At 67.8% G+C, this 19,052-nt stretch carries 20 protein-coding genes and 2 pseudogenes; 6 read left to right on the top strand and 16 right to left on the bottom strand.

Annotation, left to right across the window (positions count from 1 at the left end; translation table 11 throughout):
- Positions 1-12: 12 nt before the first annotated feature.
- The 5 genes from AC5WS7_RS05520 to AC5WS7_RS05500 all read left to right on the top strand — a co-directional run bounded on the left by AC5WS7_RS05520 (position 13) and on the right by AC5WS7_RS05500 (position 5,683).
- Positions 13-1,200: a CaiB/BaiF CoA transferase family protein gene (locus AC5WS7_RS05520; protein ID WP_495953217.1), complete on the top strand. Its 1,188-nt coding sequence runs from the start codon at positions 13-15 to the stop codon at positions 1,198-1,200.
- Positions 1,197-2,030, top strand: a complete 834-nt coding sequence (locus AC5WS7_RS05515; RefSeq protein ID WP_495953216.1) for an HpcH/HpaI aldolase/citrate lyase family protein — start codon at positions 1,197-1,199, stop codon at positions 2,028-2,030. Before AC5WS7_RS05520 ends, AC5WS7_RS05515 begins: the two co-directional genes overlap by 4 nt.
- Positions 2,027-2,851 (top strand): cyclase family protein, encoded by an 825-nt coding sequence (locus tag AC5WS7_RS05510; protein WP_495953215.1) that lies wholly within the window; start codon positions 2,027-2,029, stop codon positions 2,849-2,851. The genes AC5WS7_RS05515 and AC5WS7_RS05510 overlap by 4 nt, the downstream gene beginning before the upstream one ends.
- Complete coding sequence (locus tag AC5WS7_RS05505; RefSeq protein ID WP_495953214.1) at positions 2,848-4,260, top strand: MmgE/PrpD family protein; 1,413 nt, start codon at positions 2,848-2,850, stop codon at positions 4,258-4,260. Before AC5WS7_RS05510 ends, AC5WS7_RS05505 begins: the two co-directional genes overlap by 4 nt.
- A 133-nt stretch (positions 4,261-4,393) precedes the next feature.
- A complete protein-coding gene (locus tag AC5WS7_RS05500; protein WP_495953213.1) occupies positions 4,394-5,683 on the top strand; it encodes an MFS transporter in 1,290 nt (429 codons plus the stop codon).
- 135 nt (positions 5,684-5,818) lie between these two features.
- On the opposite strand, the gene AC5WS7_RS05495 is transcribed toward AC5WS7_RS05500, so the two are convergent.
- The 7 genes and pseudogenes from AC5WS7_RS05495 to AC5WS7_RS05465 form a co-directional block, all read right to left on the bottom strand.
- Entirely contained in the window at positions 5,819-6,154 is a 336-nt protein-coding gene (locus AC5WS7_RS05495; RefSeq protein WP_495953212.1) for a hypothetical protein, read from the bottom strand.
- Positions 6,147-6,449: a hypothetical protein gene (locus tag AC5WS7_RS05490; RefSeq protein WP_495953211.1), complete on the bottom strand. Its 303-nt coding sequence runs from the start codon at positions 6,447-6,449 to the stop codon at positions 6,147-6,149. The genes AC5WS7_RS05495 and AC5WS7_RS05490 overlap by 8 nt, the downstream gene beginning before the upstream one ends.
- Positions 6,450-6,470: 21 nt before the next feature.
- Positions 6,471-6,821, bottom strand: a complete 351-nt coding sequence (locus AC5WS7_RS05485) for a hypothetical protein (protein ID WP_495953210.1) — start codon at positions 6,819-6,821, stop codon at positions 6,471-6,473.
- A 21-nt stretch (positions 6,822-6,842) separates the two neighbouring features.
- Positions 6,843-6,920: pseudogene (locus AC5WS7_RS05480) on the bottom strand (ATP-binding cassette domain-containing protein); the annotation flags it as partial.
- Positions 6,921-7,013: 93 nt separating this feature from the next.
- Complete coding sequence (locus AC5WS7_RS05475; RefSeq protein ID WP_495953209.1) at positions 7,014-8,216, bottom strand: lipid-transfer protein; 1,203 nt, start codon at positions 8,214-8,216, stop codon at positions 7,014-7,016.
- Positions 8,209-8,655 (bottom strand): Zn-ribbon domain-containing OB-fold protein, encoded by a 447-nt coding sequence (locus AC5WS7_RS05470; RefSeq protein ID WP_444543732.1) that lies wholly within the window; start codon positions 8,653-8,655, stop codon positions 8,209-8,211. Before AC5WS7_RS05470 ends, AC5WS7_RS05475 begins: the two co-directional genes overlap by 8 nt.
- Before the next feature lie 119 nt (positions 8,656-8,774).
- Positions 8,775-9,521 carry a hypothetical protein gene (locus tag AC5WS7_RS05465; protein WP_495953208.1) on the bottom strand — a complete coding sequence of 249 codons (747 nt, stop codon included), beginning with the start codon at positions 9,519-9,521 and terminating at the stop codon, positions 8,775-8,777.
- Between the two features lie 450 nt (positions 9,522-9,971).
- Between AC5WS7_RS05465 and AC5WS7_RS05460 the strand changes: the two are divergent.
- Positions 9,972-10,160 (top strand): annotated as a pseudogene (locus tag AC5WS7_RS05460) (hypothetical protein); the annotation flags it as partial.
- Positions 10,161-10,281: 121 nt separating this feature from the next.
- Here the strand turns inward: AC5WS7_RS05460 and AC5WS7_RS05455 are convergent.
- The 9 genes from AC5WS7_RS05455 to AC5WS7_RS05415 form a co-directional block, all read right to left on the bottom strand.
- Positions 10,282-11,211, bottom strand: a complete 930-nt coding sequence (locus AC5WS7_RS05455; RefSeq protein WP_495953207.1) for an alpha/beta fold hydrolase — start codon at positions 11,209-11,211, stop codon at positions 10,282-10,284.
- 203 nt (positions 11,212-11,414) lie between these two features.
- Entirely contained in the window at positions 11,415-12,032 is a 618-nt protein-coding gene (locus tag AC5WS7_RS05450; protein WP_495953206.1) for a class I SAM-dependent methyltransferase, read from the bottom strand.
- Positions 12,033-12,121: 89 nt separating this feature from the next.
- Positions 12,122-12,976: an ABC transporter permease gene (locus tag AC5WS7_RS05445; protein WP_495953205.1), complete on the bottom strand. Its 855-nt coding sequence runs from the start codon at positions 12,974-12,976 to the stop codon at positions 12,122-12,124.
- 2 nt (positions 12,977-12,978) lie between these two features.
- Positions 12,979-13,809, bottom strand: a complete 831-nt coding sequence (locus tag AC5WS7_RS05440; protein ID WP_495953204.1) for an MlaE family ABC transporter permease — start codon at positions 13,807-13,809, stop codon at positions 12,979-12,981.
- Complete coding sequence (locus AC5WS7_RS05435; protein WP_495953203.1) at positions 13,809-14,459, bottom strand: Rv1363c family protein; 651 nt, start codon at positions 14,457-14,459, stop codon at positions 13,809-13,811. Before AC5WS7_RS05435 ends, AC5WS7_RS05440 begins: the two co-directional genes overlap by 1 nt.
- A gap of 31 nt (positions 14,460-14,490) precedes the next feature.
- Positions 14,491-15,732, bottom strand: a complete 1,242-nt coding sequence (locus AC5WS7_RS05430; RefSeq protein ID WP_495953202.1) for an MlaD family protein — start codon at positions 15,730-15,732, stop codon at positions 14,491-14,493.
- 17 nt (positions 15,733-15,749) lie between these two features.
- Positions 15,750-16,865 carry an MCE family protein gene (locus AC5WS7_RS05425; RefSeq protein WP_495953201.1) on the bottom strand — a complete coding sequence of 372 codons (1,116 nt, stop codon included), beginning with the start codon at positions 16,863-16,865 and terminating at the stop codon, positions 15,750-15,752.
- Positions 16,865-17,986: an MlaD family protein gene (locus tag AC5WS7_RS05420; protein ID WP_495953200.1), complete on the bottom strand. Its 1,122-nt coding sequence runs from the start codon at positions 17,984-17,986 to the stop codon at positions 16,865-16,867. Before AC5WS7_RS05420 ends, AC5WS7_RS05425 begins: the two co-directional genes overlap by 1 nt.
- Positions 17,983-19,050, bottom strand: a complete 1,068-nt coding sequence (locus AC5WS7_RS05415) for an MCE family protein (protein WP_495953199.1) — start codon at positions 19,048-19,050, stop codon at positions 17,983-17,985. The genes AC5WS7_RS05420 and AC5WS7_RS05415 overlap by 4 nt, the downstream gene beginning before the upstream one ends.
- Between the last annotated feature and the right edge of the window lie 2 nt (positions 19,051-19,052).

Below are 19,052 nucleotides of genomic sequence, written 5' to 3'. Positions count from 1 at the left end.
GAAGGGAAACAGATGACTGTGCAAGCGCTGGCCGGGATCAAGGTGCTCGATGTGGCCACCCTGTTCGCCGGGCCGATGGCCGCCACTCTGCTGGGCGACCACGGTGCGGAGGTGATCAAGGTCGAACATCCGCGCGGCGATCCGTCCCGCACCCACGGTGCCAGTAAGGACGGTATCGGTCTGTGGTGGAAGATGTTGGGGCGCAACAAGAAATCGCTCACACTCTATCTGGGCTCACCGGAGGGGCAACGGCTGTTCCGGGAGCTGGCCGCCGACGCGGACGTCATCATCGAGAACTTCCGGCCCGGCACGCTCGAGCGCTGGGGCCTCGGCTATGACGTGCTCGCACAGGACAATCCGGGGCTGGTACTGGCCAGGGTCACCGGATTCGGCCAGTTCGGGCCGTATTCCGCGCGTCCCGGATTCGGCACGCTCGCCGAGGCGATGAGCGGATTCGCCGCGCTCACCGGTGAACCCGATGGTCCACCCACCCTGCCTCCCTTCGGCCTCGCCGACGGCGTCGCGGCGCTGACCACCGCGTTCGGCATCATGACCGCCCTGCATGCCCGCCGGGTCACCGGCCGCGGCCAAGTCCTGGACATGGCGATCATCGAGCCGCTGCTGACCGTGCTCGGCCCGCAGATCACCGCATACGACCAGCTCGGCGTGCTGCAACCGCGCACCGGCAACCGGTCCACCAACAACGCGCCCCGCAACACCTACCAGTGCAAGGACGGCAGCTGGGTCGCGGTCTCCACCAGCGCGCAGTCGATCGCCGAACGCGTGATGCGCCTGGTCGGCCGCCCGGAACTGATCGATGAGCCCTGGTTCGCCGCCGGTCGCACCCGCGCCGAACACGCCGACGAACTGGACGAGGCCGTCGGTTCGTGGATCGCCGCGCGCGGGCGGGACGAGGTGGTCGCCGCCTTCGAGGAGGCCCAGGCCGCGGTCGCCCCGATCTACACCGCGGCGGACATCATGGCCGATCCGCAGTACGCCGCACTCGGCAGTGTGCTGCGGATCGAGGATCCGGAACTGGGCCCGCTGAAGATGCCCAACATTCCGTTCCGGCTCAGCGACACACCCGGCGAAATCCGTACCACCGGACCGAAACTCGGCGAACATACCGCCGAGATCCTGGCTTGCTTCGGCGTCGACGAGCACCACCTGACCGAACTGCGTGAGCAGGGCGTGGCGTGATCGGCAAGGCACGCAGCTGGCTGTACGTCCCGGCGCACCGCCCCGAACTGCTCGCCAAGGCGATGGCCGGTCCGGCCGACGCGGTGGTGTACGACCTCGAGGACGCGGTCGCCGCACCGGACAAGGCCGCCGCCCGCGCGAACGCCGTCACCGCCACGTCACAGGCCTGGCCCAAACCACTGTGGATTCGGATCAATTCCCCGCAAACCCCTTGGGGTGAAATCGATGTCGACGAACTTGCCGGGCGCGGCGCTGCCGGAATCCGGGTGCCCAAATGCGACGACCCCGATGCCGTGGCACGCCTCGCCGACCGGCTCGCCACTCCCCTGCACCTGCTGGTGGAATCCGCACTGGGCGTGGAGAACGCGTTCGGGCTCGCCGCCTGCCATCCGCTGATCGCCTCGGTCTCCCTCGGTGAGGCCGATCTGCTCGCCGACCTGCGAGTGCGCGACAACACAGCACTCGAATGGGCGCGCCAACGGGTCGTCACGGCGAACCGCGCGGCCGGACTGCCGAGCCCGCCGCACGCGGTCTGGACGGACGTCGCCGACCTGCGCGGCCTGACCGCCGACAGCGCGGCCGCCCGCGACCGCGGCTTCTTCGGCCGCTCGGTGGTGCACCCCACGCAGATCGAACCGGTCAACGCCGCGTTCACCCCGAGCCACACCGAGGTCGACGACGCTCGGCAACTCCTGAACTCCTTGCACGGCAAGGATTCCGCCGCCTGGCTGGACGAGCAGGGCCGGTTCGTCGACCCGGCCGTCGTCGCCCGCAGCCGCTGGGTGCTCGACCTCGCCGAGCAATTCGAAACAGAAGGGACCACACCATGACCGACGCCGTAACCGGCGCCCTGCTCGAGGCCGTCGCGAAGGGCCTGCGCACGATCGAGCTGGGCCAGCCGCTGTTCACCGGAATGCCGTGCTCGCCCAATCACCCCGGTTTCCGGATGACGCTGGCCCGCCGACACGGCGACATGATGCGCCCCGACGGCGGCTCGGCGAGCAACGAGGTGATCATCACCGGCGGGCACGTCGGCACCCACATCGACTCGCTCTCGCACGTGAGCCACAACGGGAAGCTGCACGGCGGCATCGACGCCGAAACCGCCCAGCGCGGCGGCAAGTTCAGCGAGCACGGCACCGAGAAGATCCCGCCGATGATCACCCGCGGCGTCCTGCTGGACGTCGCCGCGGTCAAGGGCGTGGACACCCTCGAACCCGGTTACGGGGTAACCGAGGCCGATCTGCTCGCCGCCGCCGAACGTTCCGGAGTGCGGCCCGAGGCCGGTGACGTCGCCCTGGTGCGAACCGGCTGGGCACGCAACTTCGACGACGCCACAACGTATCTGGGCCACGACACCGGCGTTCCGGGGCTCACCGTGGATGCCGCGTCGTGGCTGGCCGCCCGCGGCGTCGTCGCCACCGGCGCGGACACCACCGCCTACGAACAGATCCCCGCCGGAGCCGGGCACCGGGAACTGCCCGTGCATCGAGTTCTGTTGGTGGAGAACGGAATCTACATCATGGAACATCTGAATCTGGAGCAGGTCGCCGCCGAGGGGCGGGCCGAATTCCTGTTCGTGGTGGCCCCGCTGCGGATCGTCGGCGGCACCGGTTCGCCGATCCGGCCGGTCGCGGTGGTGGGCGCGTGACCCCGACTCCCGCACAGCAACTCGGCGCGCTCGCCGCCCGGGTGCACACCGACGGTCTGGCCGAGGACCTGCGGACCGACCTGGCCGGACGCGTCCTGGATCTGCTCGGAAACTGTCTGGCCGCACTCGGCGAGAAACCGGCCGAGGTCATCCGCGCGGTGGTCGCCGACTGGGGTGGGCGTCCGGCGGCGACCGCGCTCGGCATCGAGGGCACGCTGCCCGCCCCGTCGGCCGCGCTGGTGAACGGAACCCTCGCGCACAGCCTGGATTTCGATGACACCCACCTACCGTCGGTGCTGCACCCCTCCTCGGCGGTGATTCCGGCCGCGCTCGCCGTGGCCGAGCGCACCGGCGCGAGCGGACCGGCGTTCCTCGATGCCGCGACCGTCGGCATCGAGGTCACCTGCCGGCTCGGCATGGCCGGATACGACGAGGAGAACGCCAATTCGGTGTTCTTCGACCGCGGCCAGCACGCCACCGCGATCTGCGGGGCGGTCGGGGCCGCGGTCGCCGCGGGCATGCTGCTGGGCCTGAACGCGGAGGAGCTGACCTCGGCCATCGGGATCGCCTGCAGTATGGGTTCGGGCGTGATCGAGGCGAATCGCACCGGCGGCACCGTCAAACGCGTGCACTGCGGATGGGCCGCGCACGCCGGCGTGGTCGCGGCTCAGATGGCCCAGCACGGGCTCACCGGGCCACCCACGGTGCTGGAGGGACGATTCGGATTCCTGCGCGCGTTCTGCGGCGACCGGTTCGACATCGACCAGGTCACCCGCGGTCTCGGCGAGCACTGGGAAACTCCCGGAATCTTCTTCAAGCCCTACCCCTGCAACCACTTCACCCATGCGGGCGTGGACGCCGCGCTGCGGCTGCGCCGCGCGGGCATCGATCCGGCGCGGATCACCGAGCTGACTCTCGGTGTGCCCGAACCGGTTCTGCGCACGATCGGCGAGCCGATCGAGGAGAAGCGCCGTCCGCGTTCGGGGTACCACGGCGCGTTCAGCGGTCCGTACACCGTCGCGGCGGCTCTGCTCGGCGGCGGCGGACTCGGGGTATTCCACGAGGATTTCACCGACAGCGCCGTGCGGGACCCGGCGCGTTCGGCGCTCGCGGACAAGGTGAACGTCGTCGCCGACGCGGAATGCACGCGGATCTTCCCGCGCCAGTTCCCGGCCGTGCTCACCGTCCGCTTGGACGACGGAACCACTCGCACCGAACGGATTTCGCAGAATCGGGGTGGCCCGGCGAATCCGTTGTCGGCCGAGGAACTCACGCTCAAATTCACCTCGAACGCGACGCGCGCGCTTGCGGCGGAGGCGGCCGGGCGGCTCGCCGAGGCGGTCTGGCGGCTGCCCGCGGGCGGCGCGGTGGGCAATATTTTCCAGAACGTTCCTATCAGCGGAACATAACCCGCGCAATTTCCCGAATTCATCGGTTAGTTACGCGAAAACGCTGTGCCGAAACAATTCGTGACGCATAGTTTCAGCACCTTTTATTCAATATGTTCCGCCAAGCGGAACGGTGGACAATGAGGTAACCACCATGCGCCAACATTTCCGCTGGGCCACGGTCGCGATGATCGTCGTCCTGGTCATCATCAATTACATCGACCGCAGTGCGGTTTCATATGCGGTGAAACCGCTCGAGGCCGAATTCGGCATCGACTCCGCCGATTACGGCGTCATCAGTTCCGCGTTCTCCATCGGGTACATGGTGTTCGCATTCCTCGCCGGTCCACTGGTCGACAGATTCGGCCCACGCCGAATTCTGTTGGTGGGCATGGTCTTCTGGTCGGTCGCCACCGCGATCACGCCGATCTCCGGCGGTTTCACCGGTCTGCTGCTGATCCGCATCGTGCTCGGTGCGGGCGAGGCGCCCGGATTCCCGGCCGCCACCCGGGTGATCAGCCGCTGGCTGCCGAGTGTGGAGCGCGGTTTCGCCCTGGCACTGATCGGCGGCGTCGCGGTGTCGGGGAGCCTGCTGATCGGCGGGCCTATCGTCACCCAGCTCATCGCGAGCCTGGGGTGGCGCGGGATGTTCTGGGTGCTGGCCGTACTCGGCGTGCTGTGGGCTCTGGTCGCGGTCGGCCTGCTGTACAACACCCCGGCCGCCTCCCCGCGCGTCTCCGCGGCCGAACGCTCGTACATCGAGTCCGGGCAGCTGGCCGAGGAGACCTCCGAACATCAGCAGAAGGTGAACTGGCGGCGAATCTTCGCCAATCGCAATCTGTGGATCGTCGGGATCGGCTACTTCGCCTGGGGTTACATCTTCTGGGCGTTCATGTACTGGCTGCCGGAATACCTGTCCACCTCGTACCATCTGAGCGTCAAGCAGGTCGGCGCGTTCACCGTCGCGCCCTGGGCCGCGGGTGTGGTCGGCGCGCTCATCGGCGGCGTACTGGTCGACAAGGTATACGCCCGCACCGGGCGAATTCGCAGCCGGTTCACCATCATGGGTATCGCGCTGCTGCTGGCCGGCGCCGCGCTGATTCCGATCGTGACCGCGCCCTCGCTGGTGACGGCGGTGGTGTTCATCTCGATCGGTGTCGGCTGCGGCTTCGTCACCGGCGGCATCTGGTGGGTCGCCGCGATCGACGCCGAACCCGGTCAGCCCGGCAGCGCCGCGGGCTTCGCCGACGCCTGCTTCGCCCTGTCCGGTGTGGTCGCCCCGTTGGTGATGGGGTTCATCGTGCAGAGCACCGGAACGTTCGCCAGCGGATTCGTGGTCATGGTGGTGCTGGCGCTACTCGGCGCGGGGCTGATGCTGTTCGGCACCCGGGAACCGGTGCGTGAGCCCGAGACGACCGAGGTGCGGGCCACCACGGCCTCGTGAACGTGGCCGACTCCGGGAGTGTTCAGTCGTCCTGGGCACGCATGCCCGCGCGGTACGCACCCGGAGTCGCTGGTGGCGGTGCCGGTCGCGCGCGTGCCGCGCCGATGGCATACCGGCGCACTCGGCGCCGGGCTTTCAGGATGCCTGGCGTTGCTCGTCGTTCTCGTGCTGGGCGATCACGGCCAGCAGCTCGCGCACCCACGCCGGACGTTGTTCGCCGGTCCCGGACTCGGCGACGTCACGTTCGATCAGCGAACGGATATAGGCCGATTGCGACAGACCGAGATTGCCCGCGCGCCGCTTGCACGCCTTGTCCAGATCGCGGGTGAGCTTCACCGATCTGGGAATCAGCACCGGTTCGGCGGCCGGGCCGGTTTCGATCGGCGGGGTGATCGGCTCGTCGGTGAACTCGAGGCGCTCGGCCATCGCCGCCACCTCGGCGGGGCTCATATTCGACAACGGATCAGTCATTGCGGGTCGCCTCCCACTTCTCGAAGTCCGCGGCCTGGTCGGCGGTGAGGTACGCGGCACTGTACACCTCGATGTCGCGCCCGAGCCGGCGAGCGAAGACCGACAGCGGTGTGCCGTCGTCGGTACGGCCCCAGATCACCAGGGACGTGAGGCCGGTAGCCGGATCGACCGCGGTCCGCAGCCGGACCTGCCGATCACCCTTCATCCAGGCATCCACCAGGTCGAATACATCATCCGGATCGACTCCCGTGTGCATGAGCACCTGCGCAAGCGCCCAATACCACTCGATCGCCACACGTCCAGACTACCTCAGAGACTACCCGAATGGATCGCCGGAGTGGCCGCGGAGCCCAGTGCGGAACCGGGCCGTCCCGGACGACGCACGCGATCGTGCACCGGTCTCGCTGCCCGCCGGATCGGCTGGGACGACCCGGCGGGAAAGACCGTCCGCGGCGAGAAGGCGGCCCAGGACGGTGATTTGCGGACCGGCCGGCACTTCCTGTGGGGTCCCGATCGCGGCGATCCGGCCGTCGTCGACCACCGCCGAGCGATCCGAGCGGTTCAGCAGTCCGGCCAGGTCGTGGCCGACGAGCAGAACGACGGCGTCGGTGTCGCGGCGATAGCGCTCGAGCTGATCCAGAAGACGTTGTGCCAGAGCGTAATCCAAGGCCGTGGCGATCTCGTCACAGATCAGTACGCGCGGGCGGGCCAGGAGCGCTCGCGCCAGGGCGGCGCGTTGCAGCTGTCCGCCGGACAGTCCGGCCGGGTGACGGACGGCAGACTGGGGCGATCGTGCCGCCGTTCCGGGCGCAGATGCCCGAAAACCCCGGCAGTGCCCGGGTTTTCGGGTCGAAGCAGCTCAGCGCGTGGCGATGATCGCCGAACCGTGGCCGAACAGGCCCTGGTTCACCGCGATACCCGCCCGGGCGTTCTCCACCTGACGCCCATCGGCCTGACCGCGCAACTGCCAGGTCAGCTCGCAGATCTGCGCGATCGCCTGCGCGGGAATCGCCTCACCGAAGCTGGCCAGCCCGCCACTGGGGTTCACCGGCACCCGGCCACCCAGAGTTGTTGCGCCACTGCGCAACAACTCCTCGGCGCCGCCCACCTCGCACAGCCCGATATCCTCGTACCAATCGAGTTCCAGGGCCGTGGACAGGTCGTAGACCTCCGCGAAGGACAGATCCGCGGGCCCGAGACCGGCCTCCTCGTACGCGGCGTCCGCGAGCGTCGAGCGGAACGGGCGCGGCGGCGCGGCGAACGCCACGGCCGAATCGGTCGCGAAATCCGGAAGGTCGAGAACGGTTTTCGGGAACGTCGGCGTCACCGTGGACAGGCCGCGGATGCGGACCGGATCGCTGATGCCATGCCGGCGCGCGTATTCCATCGATGTCAGCACCAGCGCCGCACCGCCGTCACTGGTCGCGCAGATGTCCAGCAACCGCAGCGGATCCGAGACGACCGCCGAGGCGGCGACGTCCTCGGCCGAGACCTCCTTGCGGTAGCGGGCGTACGGGTTGTTCAGGCCGTGGCGGGCGTTCTTCACCTTGACCGCGGCGAAATCGTCCAGCGTGGCGCCGTGCAACGCCATCCGGCGACGGGCATACAGCGCGAAATAGATCGGGTTGGTGGCCCCGAGCAGGTGGAAGCGCAACCAGTCCGGATCGTCGCGGCGTTCCCCGCCGACCGGCTGGAAGAATCCCTTCGGCGCGGCGTCCGCGCCGACGACCAGGGCCACATCGGTCAGTCCGGCCAGGATCTGGGCGCGCGCGTTGGCGATGGCCTGCGCACCCGACGCGCAGGCGGCGTAGCTGCTCGAGATCCGCGCGCCCGACCAGCCCAGCGCCTGGGCGAAGGTCGCGCCGGAGACGAACCCCGGATATCCGTTGCGGATGGTGTCCGCGCCCGCGATATAGCCGACGTCGCGGTGGTCGACCCCGGCGTCCGCCAGCGCCGCACGCGCCGCGACCAGCCCGTACTCGACGAAATTGCGACCCCATTTGCCCCACTGGTGCATACCCGCACCGAGAACGGCGATATCGCGATCATTCGTATCAGGCATCGACGGGCCTCCACATCCACACCGTGTGCTCGGCTTCCTCGTCCTCGTACAGCACGCCGAGGGTCAGCTCGACCGGCATGCCGACGGCCAGATCGTCCACGGTCAGTCCGCGCACCACCTGCCCGAGAATCACCATCTGCTCGACCTCGAGTTCCACCGCCGCGACGACGTAGGGCTCGAACGGGTCGGGCGAGACGTACGGCGCGGGCGGCTTGTACCGCGCGTCGGCGTACGACCAGATCCGGCCGCGCGTGGAAAACAGGTATTCGGCCAGTTCGGAGCCGTCCTTCGGACTTGCACACTGCGGATTGCGGCAAGCCAGCGTGTTCCGCGGGAAGTACGGCGTGCCACACACCCCGCACCGACTTCCCACGAGACGCACCACACCGTCGTCCGCAGTGAACCAATCTGCCACCGCAGGGCGTTGTTCTTTCTGCACACCCCGACGTTATAGGAACACGTTCTACTTTGGCGAGACCCCTCCCGCTCCGCGAGACACCCAGCGGGAAGCGCCGCAGGCAGCTTCGAACACTCGCGCCGACCAGCGGCCCGAAATCTCTAGCCCGACCAGTAGCTCAGCATCGCCTCGTCGGCCAGTTGCGTCCCACCCGAGGTGATCACGAGCGCACCGGGGCCGAGTATGTATTGCACTCCTGCATTGGACGCGCGAAATCCGGTAGCCGTGCGCACCGGGTCATCGATCTCGACCGAGGTCCCGGCCTCTGGCCGCATCCCCTTGTAGTACAGACGGCCCACCCCGGTTTCACAAATCACCACGAGCAACTGAGCAGTACGACCGATCGCCACCGCCGGGTTCGTGAAATCGCAACGGGCTCCTGGATAGGCAACGAATCCTTGCCGATCGATGTCCATACCCGAACCGTCGCCGTTATCCGCAGAAGCCGGACCTGGAGCGGCGGAAGCCGATTCCAACCCCACATCGGGGGGCGGCGTCACCGTCGGCGGAACGTCTCCGCTCATGGTCGACGTCGGAACAGCGGCAACATCCGCTACGGCGTGATGATTCGGCCGCAGCGCCACGACCCCGCCGAATAAGACCAACACCGCCGAGACGGCAGTCGCGATCAGCAATGCCGGCATCATCGCCACCCGCCGCTTACCCCGCAATCGGTGGATCACGAGAAAAGTAAGTAGTGTCAACCAGGGCCATTCGAACAGGCAGCCAACGAAAGTCCTTACTCCAGAGGGGTTCCCAGCGCCGAGTCCGACTGCGACAGCGGCGCCGAGCCTGTAAGGCCACAGCAGGAATGCCGAGATCACCGCGAGGACGATCAGTACCGCCACGACCGTCGCACATCCAGTTCCGCCACCGCCGGAGAAATGGCGTCTCGAATGCCATGGGTGCCCCGCGGACAACGGACCCGCGCCGAACCCGACTCCACGAGTCGACACACCCGCGCGTAGCCCGAGAGCGCCACTCCCGATACCAAGTTTCACTCGGCAAGTGTGATGGCCAAACCTGATGTGACACCAGGGTTTTGATGCCCCCTGAGACTTCAGACCAGATGTTGCGGAGAGATTGGGGGTGGGAACGCGCGACCGGTCCGGTTCATCCACCAACGACTCCGTTTCCGCGACCGGCGCGACTTCGCGACTACATCGGAATCACGCGATCGGGAAAACCGGTCGGGACGGTCGGCTCGCGAGCCTCTGCCAACACGTCCGAGTCGCTGTAACGGCGGGTGCGCACCTGGCGAAGTGCTCTCCGTCGATTCCGCCCGAAAGGACTCATCCATGGAACTTCGTACTTTGATCGGCACCGTCCTGCTGGCCGTGGCCGCCACCGGTGTGCTGCACGGGACCGCGACCGCCGCCTCGAGGATCGACACCGGCTCCGCCGGTAGCGGGTCCAGCGGGTCCGCCGACGGTTCGAGCGGAGGCACACTGTGCAATGACGGCACTTCCAGCCCGAGCACCGGCCCGGGTACCTGCTCACACCACGGTGGCGAGGCCCAGAACAGCGATCACGTTCACCACGGCGGTGGCCGTGGCCATCGGTAGACGCGCAGCGGCATCGGCGGGCGTATCCGTGTGCACTGTCACGCTACTGCTGGTGGTGTGCGAGGGCGATCGTCCGCATGGAATCCCACTGCGCCAGGACGGTGCGTAGAGTCGCGACGAGCGGAAGGGGCTGGTCCATCATCGGGTGGTGGCCCGCCTCGGCCAGTTCGACGACCGTCGCGGGGCGATCGAACAGCCCGGCTATCTCCGATGCCCGTTCCCGGCTCACCAACCCGCGCTCGCAACGGATGTACACCACCGGCGTCTCCCCGGTCCGGAGTGGTTCCAGAGGTGGAATACGCCCGTGGTCGAGTCGCTTGCGCAACATGTCGGGATCGAATTTCCACACCCATCCCTCATCGGTTTTCCGCACCGATTCCGCGGCGACGTGCCGCGCCACATAGGGAAGCAGCGTGTCCTGTTCCGGCACGGTACGGAACCGGCCGCAGATCTCCTCCTCGCTCGGGTACGTCTTCGGCGCCCGGCGCAGCTGCCCGGCGATGGACTCCGCGGACGGCTCCTGAAACGGCGAATCGATGATGATCAGGCCCGCGACCGATTCGCGATGCCGGGCGCCGACCGCACCGGCGATCCTCCCGCCCATGCTGTGACCGACGATGTACGGCTGCCCGACGATCCCCCCGGCCTCGGCCGCCGCCATCACCTCGTCGGCCCAGCCCCCGATCGGATACCGGGATCTTCTGGCACTGTCACCGTGGCCGGACAGATCGACGGCCACCACACGATGGGTCGTCCCGAGCAGCGGACCGATGTGGTCCCACCAGCCCGAATGCGCCGACCCGCCATGCACCAGGACCACACCGGCCGTTCCAGTCCGTCCCCAGCAGCGCAGATGAATCGCAGCCCCGGCGACCTCGGCCTCGCGATGTTCCGGCAACTCCGCGACAGCCCTGGTGAACCATTCCGGAACCGTGCCGACCGACTCCGCCGCCACCGCCATCGTCTCCTCCATCGCACACCTACTCCACCGACCATATAGCCGCCGGACCCTGCCGTGATCACCAGGAGTCTCATGCGCACACCTCGCGCGAGAGACGAAGTATCCAGCTCGGCACGGCGATCCGGGAAGGACGAATCGCCCTCACCGCGGCGGCGAACAGCCCGACGCCTACCCGAATCCGCCGGCCCGACCGGTCGCGGCCACAGCCGCGGTGCTCACCCGGCCGTACTGGAGAACACCGCCACGAGGAAGTCGGATTCCGGGGTGAACGGGCGCAGGTCCCAGGTCGACAGGAGCACATCGGGCCGCAGGCCGACGGATCGCGCGTCGGCGAGGAAATCGTCGAAGTCGTAGCCGCGGCCGCTGCCGAATCCGACGACCACGCGTCCGTCCGGGGCGGTGTGGCGGGCGAATCCGGCCAGGACGTCGCGGCGGGTGGAGACGGCCACGAAGCCCATCACATTGCCCGCGCACAGCACCGCGTCGAACTGCTCGGCGATGCCCCGGCCGGGCAGGTCCAGTTCGGCCAGGTCGCCGACCAGCCAGCGCGGGCCCGGGAAATCCAGTTCGGCCGCCTCGATCAGCACCGGGTCGACGTCGACGCCCACCACCTCGTGTCCGGCCCGATGCAGATATCCGCCCAGTCGTCCGGCGCCGCATCCGGCGTCGAGCACCCGCGAACCCCGGCCGACCATCGCATCGATCAGGCGTGCCTCGCCGAAGATGTCCTTGCCCTCGGCCGCCAGAGTGCGGAACCGCTCGGCGTACCGCACCGAATGCGTCGGATCGGCGGCGGTGATCTCCTCCCACTGACTCAATACGCGCGAACCCATCGCCTGCTCCTTCCACCATCGACCCGTCGGCGAATCGTGCGGGTACCCACGATTGTGCGCGATGGTCGCGAGCCGCTTCGCACCCCCGCCTAACCGCTCAGCCTCGCCCCGGAGTCGAATCCCCACAGCGCAAGCGTGAGAAGTAGATTCACGCATATCATCACCGTGATGCAGGCACGCATCGCGCGCCCCGCCGCCACGCCGACTCCCTCCGGGCCCCCGGTGGAGTAGTAGCCGTAATAGCACTGGATCGTCGTCGTGATCACCACGAACACAACGGCTTTCGACAACGAGTACACGATGTCGGTCCCGCTGAGCACCATCCGGAAGTAGTGCTGGTAGGTGCCGGGCGTCTGGTTGCCCGCGACACCGATGGCGATCCGGACGGCGATGAAATTCATCGCCAGGCACACCAGGTACAGCGGGACGATCGCCGCCACCGCGGCCATGAGCCGGGTGGTGACCAGGTACGGAATCGATCGGATCGCCAGCGTCTCCATCGCGTCGATCTCCTCGGAGATCCGCATCGCGCCCAGTTGCGCGGTGAAGCGGCATCCGGCCTGCGCGGCGAAGGCGATGGAAGCCATGATCGGAGCCAGCTCGCGGGTGGAGGCCGTGGCGGAGATCAGCCCGGTCGCCGGGCCGAGGCCCAGCAGTTTCAGCGCACTGTATCCCTCGATGCCGACCAGCGCCCCCGCGCTGGCGCCGAGCACGATGATGATTCCGGCGGTTCCCCCGCCCACGATGAGCGAGCCGTTACCCCAGGACACCACCGACACCAGACGCAGGAACTCGTTGCGATAGTGCCGCAGCACAACGGGAATCGAGATCACCGCCCGGACGAAGAACCGCCCCATATGCCCGAAGCGCATGACCAGCCGCAGCGGTGCGGCGCTCGCCCGCATCAGGGCGCCGAGCCCGAGCGGATAGTAGGGTGCCGCCATCGCTACAACGCCTCTCGCGGGAACAGCAGGGTGTAGATCTCGGTGAATCCCACGTTCACCACCATGAGCAGCACGATCGACGCGACGACCGCGGCATTGACCGAATCCGCCACGCCGCTCGGGCCACCTCTGGTGCTCAGGCCCTTCTGGCACGCGACCACCGTCACGATGAGCCCGAACACGACGGCCTTCACCACCGCCAGATACATGTCCCCGATCGTCGCGAAGGAGGAGAAGGTGGCCACGAAACTGCCCGGTGTCCCGCCCTGCACGTAGACGTCGAACAGGTATCCGGCGATGAATCCGACGAAGGCGCTCAATCCGGTCAGCCCGACCGCCACCACCACACCGGCCGCCACCCGCGGCACCACGAGCCGATGGATCACCTGCACTCCCATCACGGTCATGGCGTCGATCTCCTCGCGGATCGTGCGCGAACCGAGGTCCGCGCAGATGGCCGAGCCCACCGCCGCGGCCAGCAGCATCGCCGTGACCACCGGCGCGGCCTGGCGGATGACCGCCAGGCCGCTGGCCGCACCCGCCAGCGAGTTCGCACCGACCTGTCCGGCGATCAGCCCGAACTGGATGGACAGCGTCGCGCTGATCGGCAGGGCGACCGCGATGGTCGGCACATACGAGGTCTTCACCATGAACGCGGCCTGCTGTACGAATTCCCGGAACGCGAACCGGCCCGTCGCGATATCCGAGATCAGGTACTGCACCGCACGAACTCCCAGGACGAACTGGGACCCCACGGTGTCGAGCGATGCGATGGGATGGCGCCGCAGGTAACCGCGCCCCCAGCCGCTGATATCGGTTGCCGTGATCGTCATCAGGCCATCTCCACCCTCGCGGCCATCCACCCGCCGCCGACCGACCGCATCGTGATGAGGATCCGGCTCCGGTCCAGCCGCGGATCGGGGCTCACCGCATTGGTGATCTCCTGATCGACGAACAACATGACCACGACCTGATCCCGGGACGCGCTCTGCACGCTCGCGTCCACGACCTTGCCCACGCTGCGCGCTTTGTTCTCGATCAGCATCTTCTTCAACTGGCTGCTCGACTGCGAGTACATATCCTTGAAATCGCCCGTCGCCCCGGCCAATACGTGGTCGTAATCCTGGTCGATGTGCTGGGAATCGATGCTCGTGAGCGTGACGGCGTAGGTCCGCGCGGTGGACAGCGCCTGCCGGGCGGCCGTGTCGACCTCGTCGCGGCGGTGTTGTTTCCAGCCGAGGAATCCGGCGAACACCGAGGATACGATCGCGATGACCACGATCAGCACCGCGCCCGCACGCAGAAGCCATCGCCTCGCGACGCCGTGTCCACCGATCTCGCCGGATTGCTCTGCCCGCGCTTCGGTTTCCGCGCTGTCGTGGTCCACATCCGAGGGGAGGTCGCTGCCGTTGTTCTCACCGGCGGTCTCGTCCGGTTCGGTCCCCGCGACCTCCGCGCCCGACTCCAGCTGCGATGTCGACATCAGCCACTCCTGAAATATATTGTCGAGCAGATCATTTCGGCGGCACGTAGGGCTCGGGCACGCCGCCGTACGGTGTGGGAATGGACCATCGCCCCTGCGGTGTCGGGTCGGTGGTCGCGAGCGGATTCGCCCCTGGCGGTGGGTGAGCCGTATCGTCGCCGGGAGGCTGTGGGGCATTGCGCGCGCCGCGCACCACCAGACTCGGGTCCGGATCCGTGCAGTAGGTGTACAGATACGGCTCGGGGTAATCCGGTGCGGTGATGGGTTTTCGGGGCAGGTCGTAGTCGCATTGTTTGCGCGGGTAGAGATTCACCAGCGCCCAGACCGCGTTGTCGTGAAAGGCGCCGGCCAGCGCGTCCACCGCCGAGCCGGGGCGCTGCTCCGGGAAGAAGAACTCCCGCAACGCCGGTACGTGCAGATACGACATCTGCGCGACGGTGGCCAGGTTGCCGAGCAGTTGCACCATCGTGGGTGAGTTGTCCGCGATGATGTCGTCCATGGCGTGCAGGGCTCGCGGGCTCTGGGCCAGGAGAGTCCGGTAACCGCCGGTCATGCGCTCCATTCCCGCGGCGGTCCGGTCCAGCTCCGCGGCCGTGGCGGCCAGGCCCGGGGACAGATCACGGACCGTCGACAGCACGATCTCGCTGTTGCGCAGCAGGCCGACCGTCTGCGGCAGCACCGAACCCAGCGTCGTGATCATGAAGGTGCCGCCCTGGATGATCGCGGCCAGCTTCTGCGGGGCCTGCGGACTCCCGCCCAGTTCGTGCACGATCGAGGCGAGTTTCGCCGGATCCAGTTGTACAACAGCGCCGTTCATATCACCGAGCAGCTGCGCCAGCGTCACCGGCGCCGAGGTTCGGTCCACGCCGATTGTCGCGCCGTCGGCCAGGAACGGTCCCACCGAGGTCCGGGGCACGAAGTCCAGGTACTGCTCACCCGCGGGCGAGAGCGCTGCCACCCGGACCGTGCTGTCGGCGGGTATCCGCACCGAATTGTCGATCGCCGCCACGGCCACCACGACGCCATCGGCGAGCTGCACCGACTTCACCTCCCCGACCCGCACCCCGCGCACCGTGACATCTCGATTCGGTTGCAACCCACCCGATTCCGCGAACCGCACGCGGACCGCGTACGTCGAGCGGAACGGATCTGCCTGCAGCGGGCCGAAAACGAGGTACGCCGCACCCAGCACCGTCGTCAGCACCAGTGCGATCCACGACACGGTCAGGCGGTGGCGGAAAAGGTATGTCACCACCGCACCGAGCGCGGCCATCGACCGCTCCCCCGCGTTCATCGTCCGGGTCCGATCACCCGGTCGTGCAAGCGCCGCAAGGTATATGCCAACGATCCGACGAAGTTCGCCCAGTCGGTACGCTCCGGGATCCGGGCATCGGTATTGCCGGGGAAGTTCGGATCGGGCACCACGCCGATCGCGACCTGGGTGATGTCCGCATCGGCGCCCGCACCGGTGGACGAGGCGACCTTACCTCCGACGATGCCGATCGCCGCGTTCAGCACGTTCAGATCGATGCCCGGCTGGTCGGCCGCGGCGTTCAATCCGGCCGACAGGTTGTTCAGATCGGTGATGAGGCTGCGCTTGCCGGTCCCGTTCACCGAGGGGAATCTCTCGAGTTCCCCGGCGATACGGCTCAATCGGACCGCCAGGTCGACGATGTTGCGGGTATTTCCGCCGACGGCTTGCACCGCGGGACCCGCCGCGGCCACCGCCGCGTCCACCGTCGACTGCTGCGCGGCGATCGTATCGGTGAGTATGCCGGTGTCCCGGATCGCCTCGCGGATCTGGCCGGATCGCTGTGACAACGTCCGCACCAGTGTCGTGGTCTGGGCGATCAAGTCCGCCAAGCGGTTTCCGCGACCGTCCAGGTCCGCCCCGAGTCCGTTGACGACCTCGGCCAGATCGCGCACCGCACCGCCGTTCACCAGCAGGGCTGCCCGGCTCAGCACGGCCTCGATGGTCGCCGCGTCCGAGGTCGTGGACTTCGGGATGACCGAACCATCGTGCAGCAGTGCCGATCCCGCGGCTGCGGGCGGGGTCAATGCCACGAACACATCGCCCATCGGTGTGGCCGAACGCAATTCGGCCGTGGTGCCGACGGGAAGCTGTACCCCGGACCGGATGCGCAGGGACACCACGGCGGTGAAGTCGCGTGCGCGCATACCCTCGACCTCACCGATATCGGCTCCCTGCAGCTTCACTTTCGCCTTGGTCGGCAGATTCAGCGCATTGGCGAATTCGGCGGTGATCAGGTATGTGTGTGCGCCGACCGACGGTGCGGGTAGCGGCAGCGAATCCAGTCCGGCCGAGCAGGCTGCCGTCGTGAGCACGCCGACCGTGGCGGCCGCGCCCAGAGCGCCGCGCAGTTTCCCGGTGTCCTTCGCCGCCATCACCGGACACCCGCGATCGCGGCCAACATCGCCGTCACCCCGAAATCCGGTCCCATATCCGATGCCTTCCCGGTGGCACAGCCCAACTGCTTCAGCCGCAGCACATTGCACACCTGTTTGACCATCTGGCCGTCGAGGGCGATCTTGTCGACGTTCACGTGCACTCGTCCGGCGCCGGCCTGCTGATCGATCGCGTTGTACGCGTTGTCGGTGACGAGCGGGAACAGGTCCAGAAATTGCCCGATGCTGCGCTGATATTCCGCCAGACTCCGCAGCAACACGTTCGCGCCGGAAGTGGTCCCGGACACCGTGCCGCGCTCGGACTGCATGAGATCCGCTGTCTGCGTGAGGATCCGGTCGAGCTTCGCGCCGGTGTCCCCGGACCCGAGGTCGAGATCGGCGAGCATATCGCTCATCCCACGCACGGCCGCGGCGAACGCGCGCACCTTCTGATCGTTGTCGGCGGCGGTGGTGGTGAGTGCGTCCAGATCGTCGACGATCTCGGAGATGGCGTTCTTCGTCGCCGCGCCGCCGTCGTCTCCCATGCGCAGCGCACGGGACAACTCCGCCAGGGCGGCCTTGATGTCCCCGCCGTTGCGTGTGGTCACCGACGCGCCGAGATCGACCATATTCGCCAGGGGGCCATTGCCTTTGCCGTCGCCCCCGAGCGAGCGGGACAACCTGTCCGCGGTCGACAACAGGCTGTCGAATTCGACCGGTGTGCGAGTCCGGTCGGGGGACAGCACGGTTCGGTCACCCAGCACCGGACCCGAGCGATAGGCGGGGGTGAATTCGATATGCCGATCGGTCAGCACCGAATCCGACACCGTCACCGCTTTCGCATCCGCCGGGATCCAGATCGCCCGGTCCACGCTCATGCGCACCTCGACGAAATCGCCTCGCTGCGTGATGCTGTCGATCTTGCCGATCCGGATGCCCAGCACCTCCACCGGATTTCCGGTGTACAGCCCCGCCGCGTCGGCGAATTGCGCAGTCACCGTGATCGTTCCGCTGCCCAGCTGGCTCAGCGGGACGCTCGCCACACCGACGATCGCGGCGATCGCGAGAACGGCGGCGATCTTCACCCAGCGCGGCATGCCCGCGACCCGCACCGCGCTCATCGGCATTCCTCCGAATACGGTGAGATGTGTGCCTGCGGCGCGCGGCCCACCAGCGCGCACATGAACGAGTCGACGAAGGCTCCGGAGGAGGCGGTCGTGTCCAGTTCCGGTCCGGTGCCGGTCAGGTTCGCCCAGGACTGCCAGGGGACCGGCAGGACCTGGAGGATGTTGCGCAGCAGATCGTCGTGGCGGCTCAGCATCGCGGTGATCTCCCGCAGATTCGCCAGCAGCGAACGGATTTCGGGCTGATCCCGCACTGCCAGCGGGGTGAGCCGGTCCGCGAGCGTCGTCGTGGCGGCGACCATGGATTCGATCGCCTGTTTGCGGCTCAGCAGTTCGCGCAGCAGATCACCGCCCTGATCGAACAGGGCGCCCAGATCGGACTGCTGGCTGGTGATCACGGCGGTCAACTTGCTCGTGGAGGCCAGCAGCGCACCGATCTGCCCGCGGCGTTCGGCGATCACCGCCGACAGCGTTCGGACGTTCTGCACAACCGATGGAATCAGTTCGGGCAGACCGTCCAGCCGGCCGGACAGATCCGTCAGCGCCCTGGCGACCTGGTCGGCGTCCACCTGACCGAAGGTCGTCGTGGCGTCGGCCAGCGCCGACTCCAGATCGTAAGGAACACTGCTGCGCTGCAACGGGATTCGATTCGAGTCACCGACGCCTGCCGGGTCGAGTTCGACATATCGGTTGCCCAGCAGAGTCGTGAGCTTGATCGCGGCGGTGGTGTCCGCACCGAGGCGCACCGAGTGATGCACACTCAACGTCACCGCCACATGCCCCTCGGTCAGTCGGATGGTCCTGACATTCCCGACCGGCACCCCGGCCACGGTCACCCGATCCCCCGCGCCGAGCTGGGCCGCCTGCGCGAAATCGACTCGCACGTCCCTGTCCCCGACGTCCATCGAATCGACCGTCAGGGCGATCACGATCGCGAGCGTCAGACCACCGATCGCGAGCAGTCCGAGCGATGCTCGGCGGTACTCTTCGAGCGGCTTCGCTCGCCAGCGAATCAGCCTGTGCGGCAATCTCTTGCGCAAGAACTCGGTCTGTCGGCACATCC

The organism is Nocardia sp. PLKS1-43 (assembly GCF_059510335.1).
This window is presented reverse-complemented; position numbering and strand designations above follow the sequence as displayed.

Excerpts from the sequence above, each read along its gene's own strand:
- AC5WS7_RS05500 (WP_495953213.1), top strand. The coding sequence starts at position 4,394 with ATGCGCCAACATTTCCGCTGGGCCACGGTCGCGATGATCGTCGTCCTG.
- AC5WS7_RS05420 (WP_495953200.1), bottom strand. The coding sequence starts at position 17,986 with ATGAGCGCGGTGCGGGTCGCGGGCATGCCGCGCTGGGTGAAGATCGCC.
- AC5WS7_RS05445 (WP_495953205.1), bottom strand. The coding sequence starts at position 12,976 with ATGGCGGCACCCTACTATCCGCTCGGGCTCGGCGCCCTGATGCGGGCG.
- AC5WS7_RS05435 (WP_495953203.1), bottom strand. The coding sequence starts at position 14,459 with ATGTCGACATCGCAGCTGGAGTCGGGCGCGGAGGTCGCGGGGACCGAA.
- AC5WS7_RS05440 (WP_495953204.1), bottom strand. The coding sequence starts at position 13,809 with ATGACGATCACGGCAACCGATATCAGCGGCTGGGGGCGCGGTTACCTG.
- AC5WS7_RS05475 (WP_495953209.1), bottom strand. The coding sequence starts at position 8,216 with ATGCCTGATACGAATGATCGCGATATCGCCGTTCTCGGTGCGGGTATG.
- AC5WS7_RS05455 (WP_495953207.1), bottom strand. The coding sequence starts at position 11,211 with ATGGAGGAGACGATGGCGGTGGCGGCGGAGTCGGTCGGCACGGTTCCG.
- AC5WS7_RS05415 (WP_495953199.1), bottom strand. The coding sequence starts at position 19,050 with ATGTGCCGACAGACCGAGTTCTTGCGCAAGAGATTGCCGCACAGGCTG.
- AC5WS7_RS05425 (WP_495953201.1), bottom strand. The coding sequence starts at position 16,865 with ATGGCGGCGAAGGACACCGGGAAACTGCGCGGCGCTCTGGGCGCGGCC.
- AC5WS7_RS05520 (WP_495953217.1), top strand. The coding sequence starts at position 13 with ATGACTGTGCAAGCGCTGGCCGGGATCAAGGTGCTCGATGTGGCCACC.
- AC5WS7_RS05450 (WP_495953206.1), bottom strand. The coding sequence starts at position 12,032 with ATGGGTTCGCGCGTATTGAGTCAGTGGGAGGAGATCACCGCCGCCGAT.
- AC5WS7_RS05430 (WP_495953202.1), bottom strand. The coding sequence starts at position 15,732 with ATGGCCGCGCTCGGTGCGGTGGTGACATACCTTTTCCGCCACCGCCTG.
- AC5WS7_RS05495 (WP_495953212.1), bottom strand. The coding sequence starts at position 6,154 with ATGACTGATCCGTTGTCGAATATGAGCCCCGCCGAGGTGGCGGCGATG.
- AC5WS7_RS05510 (WP_495953215.1), top strand. The coding sequence starts at position 2,027 with ATGACCGACGCCGTAACCGGCGCCCTGCTCGAGGCCGTCGCGAAGGGC.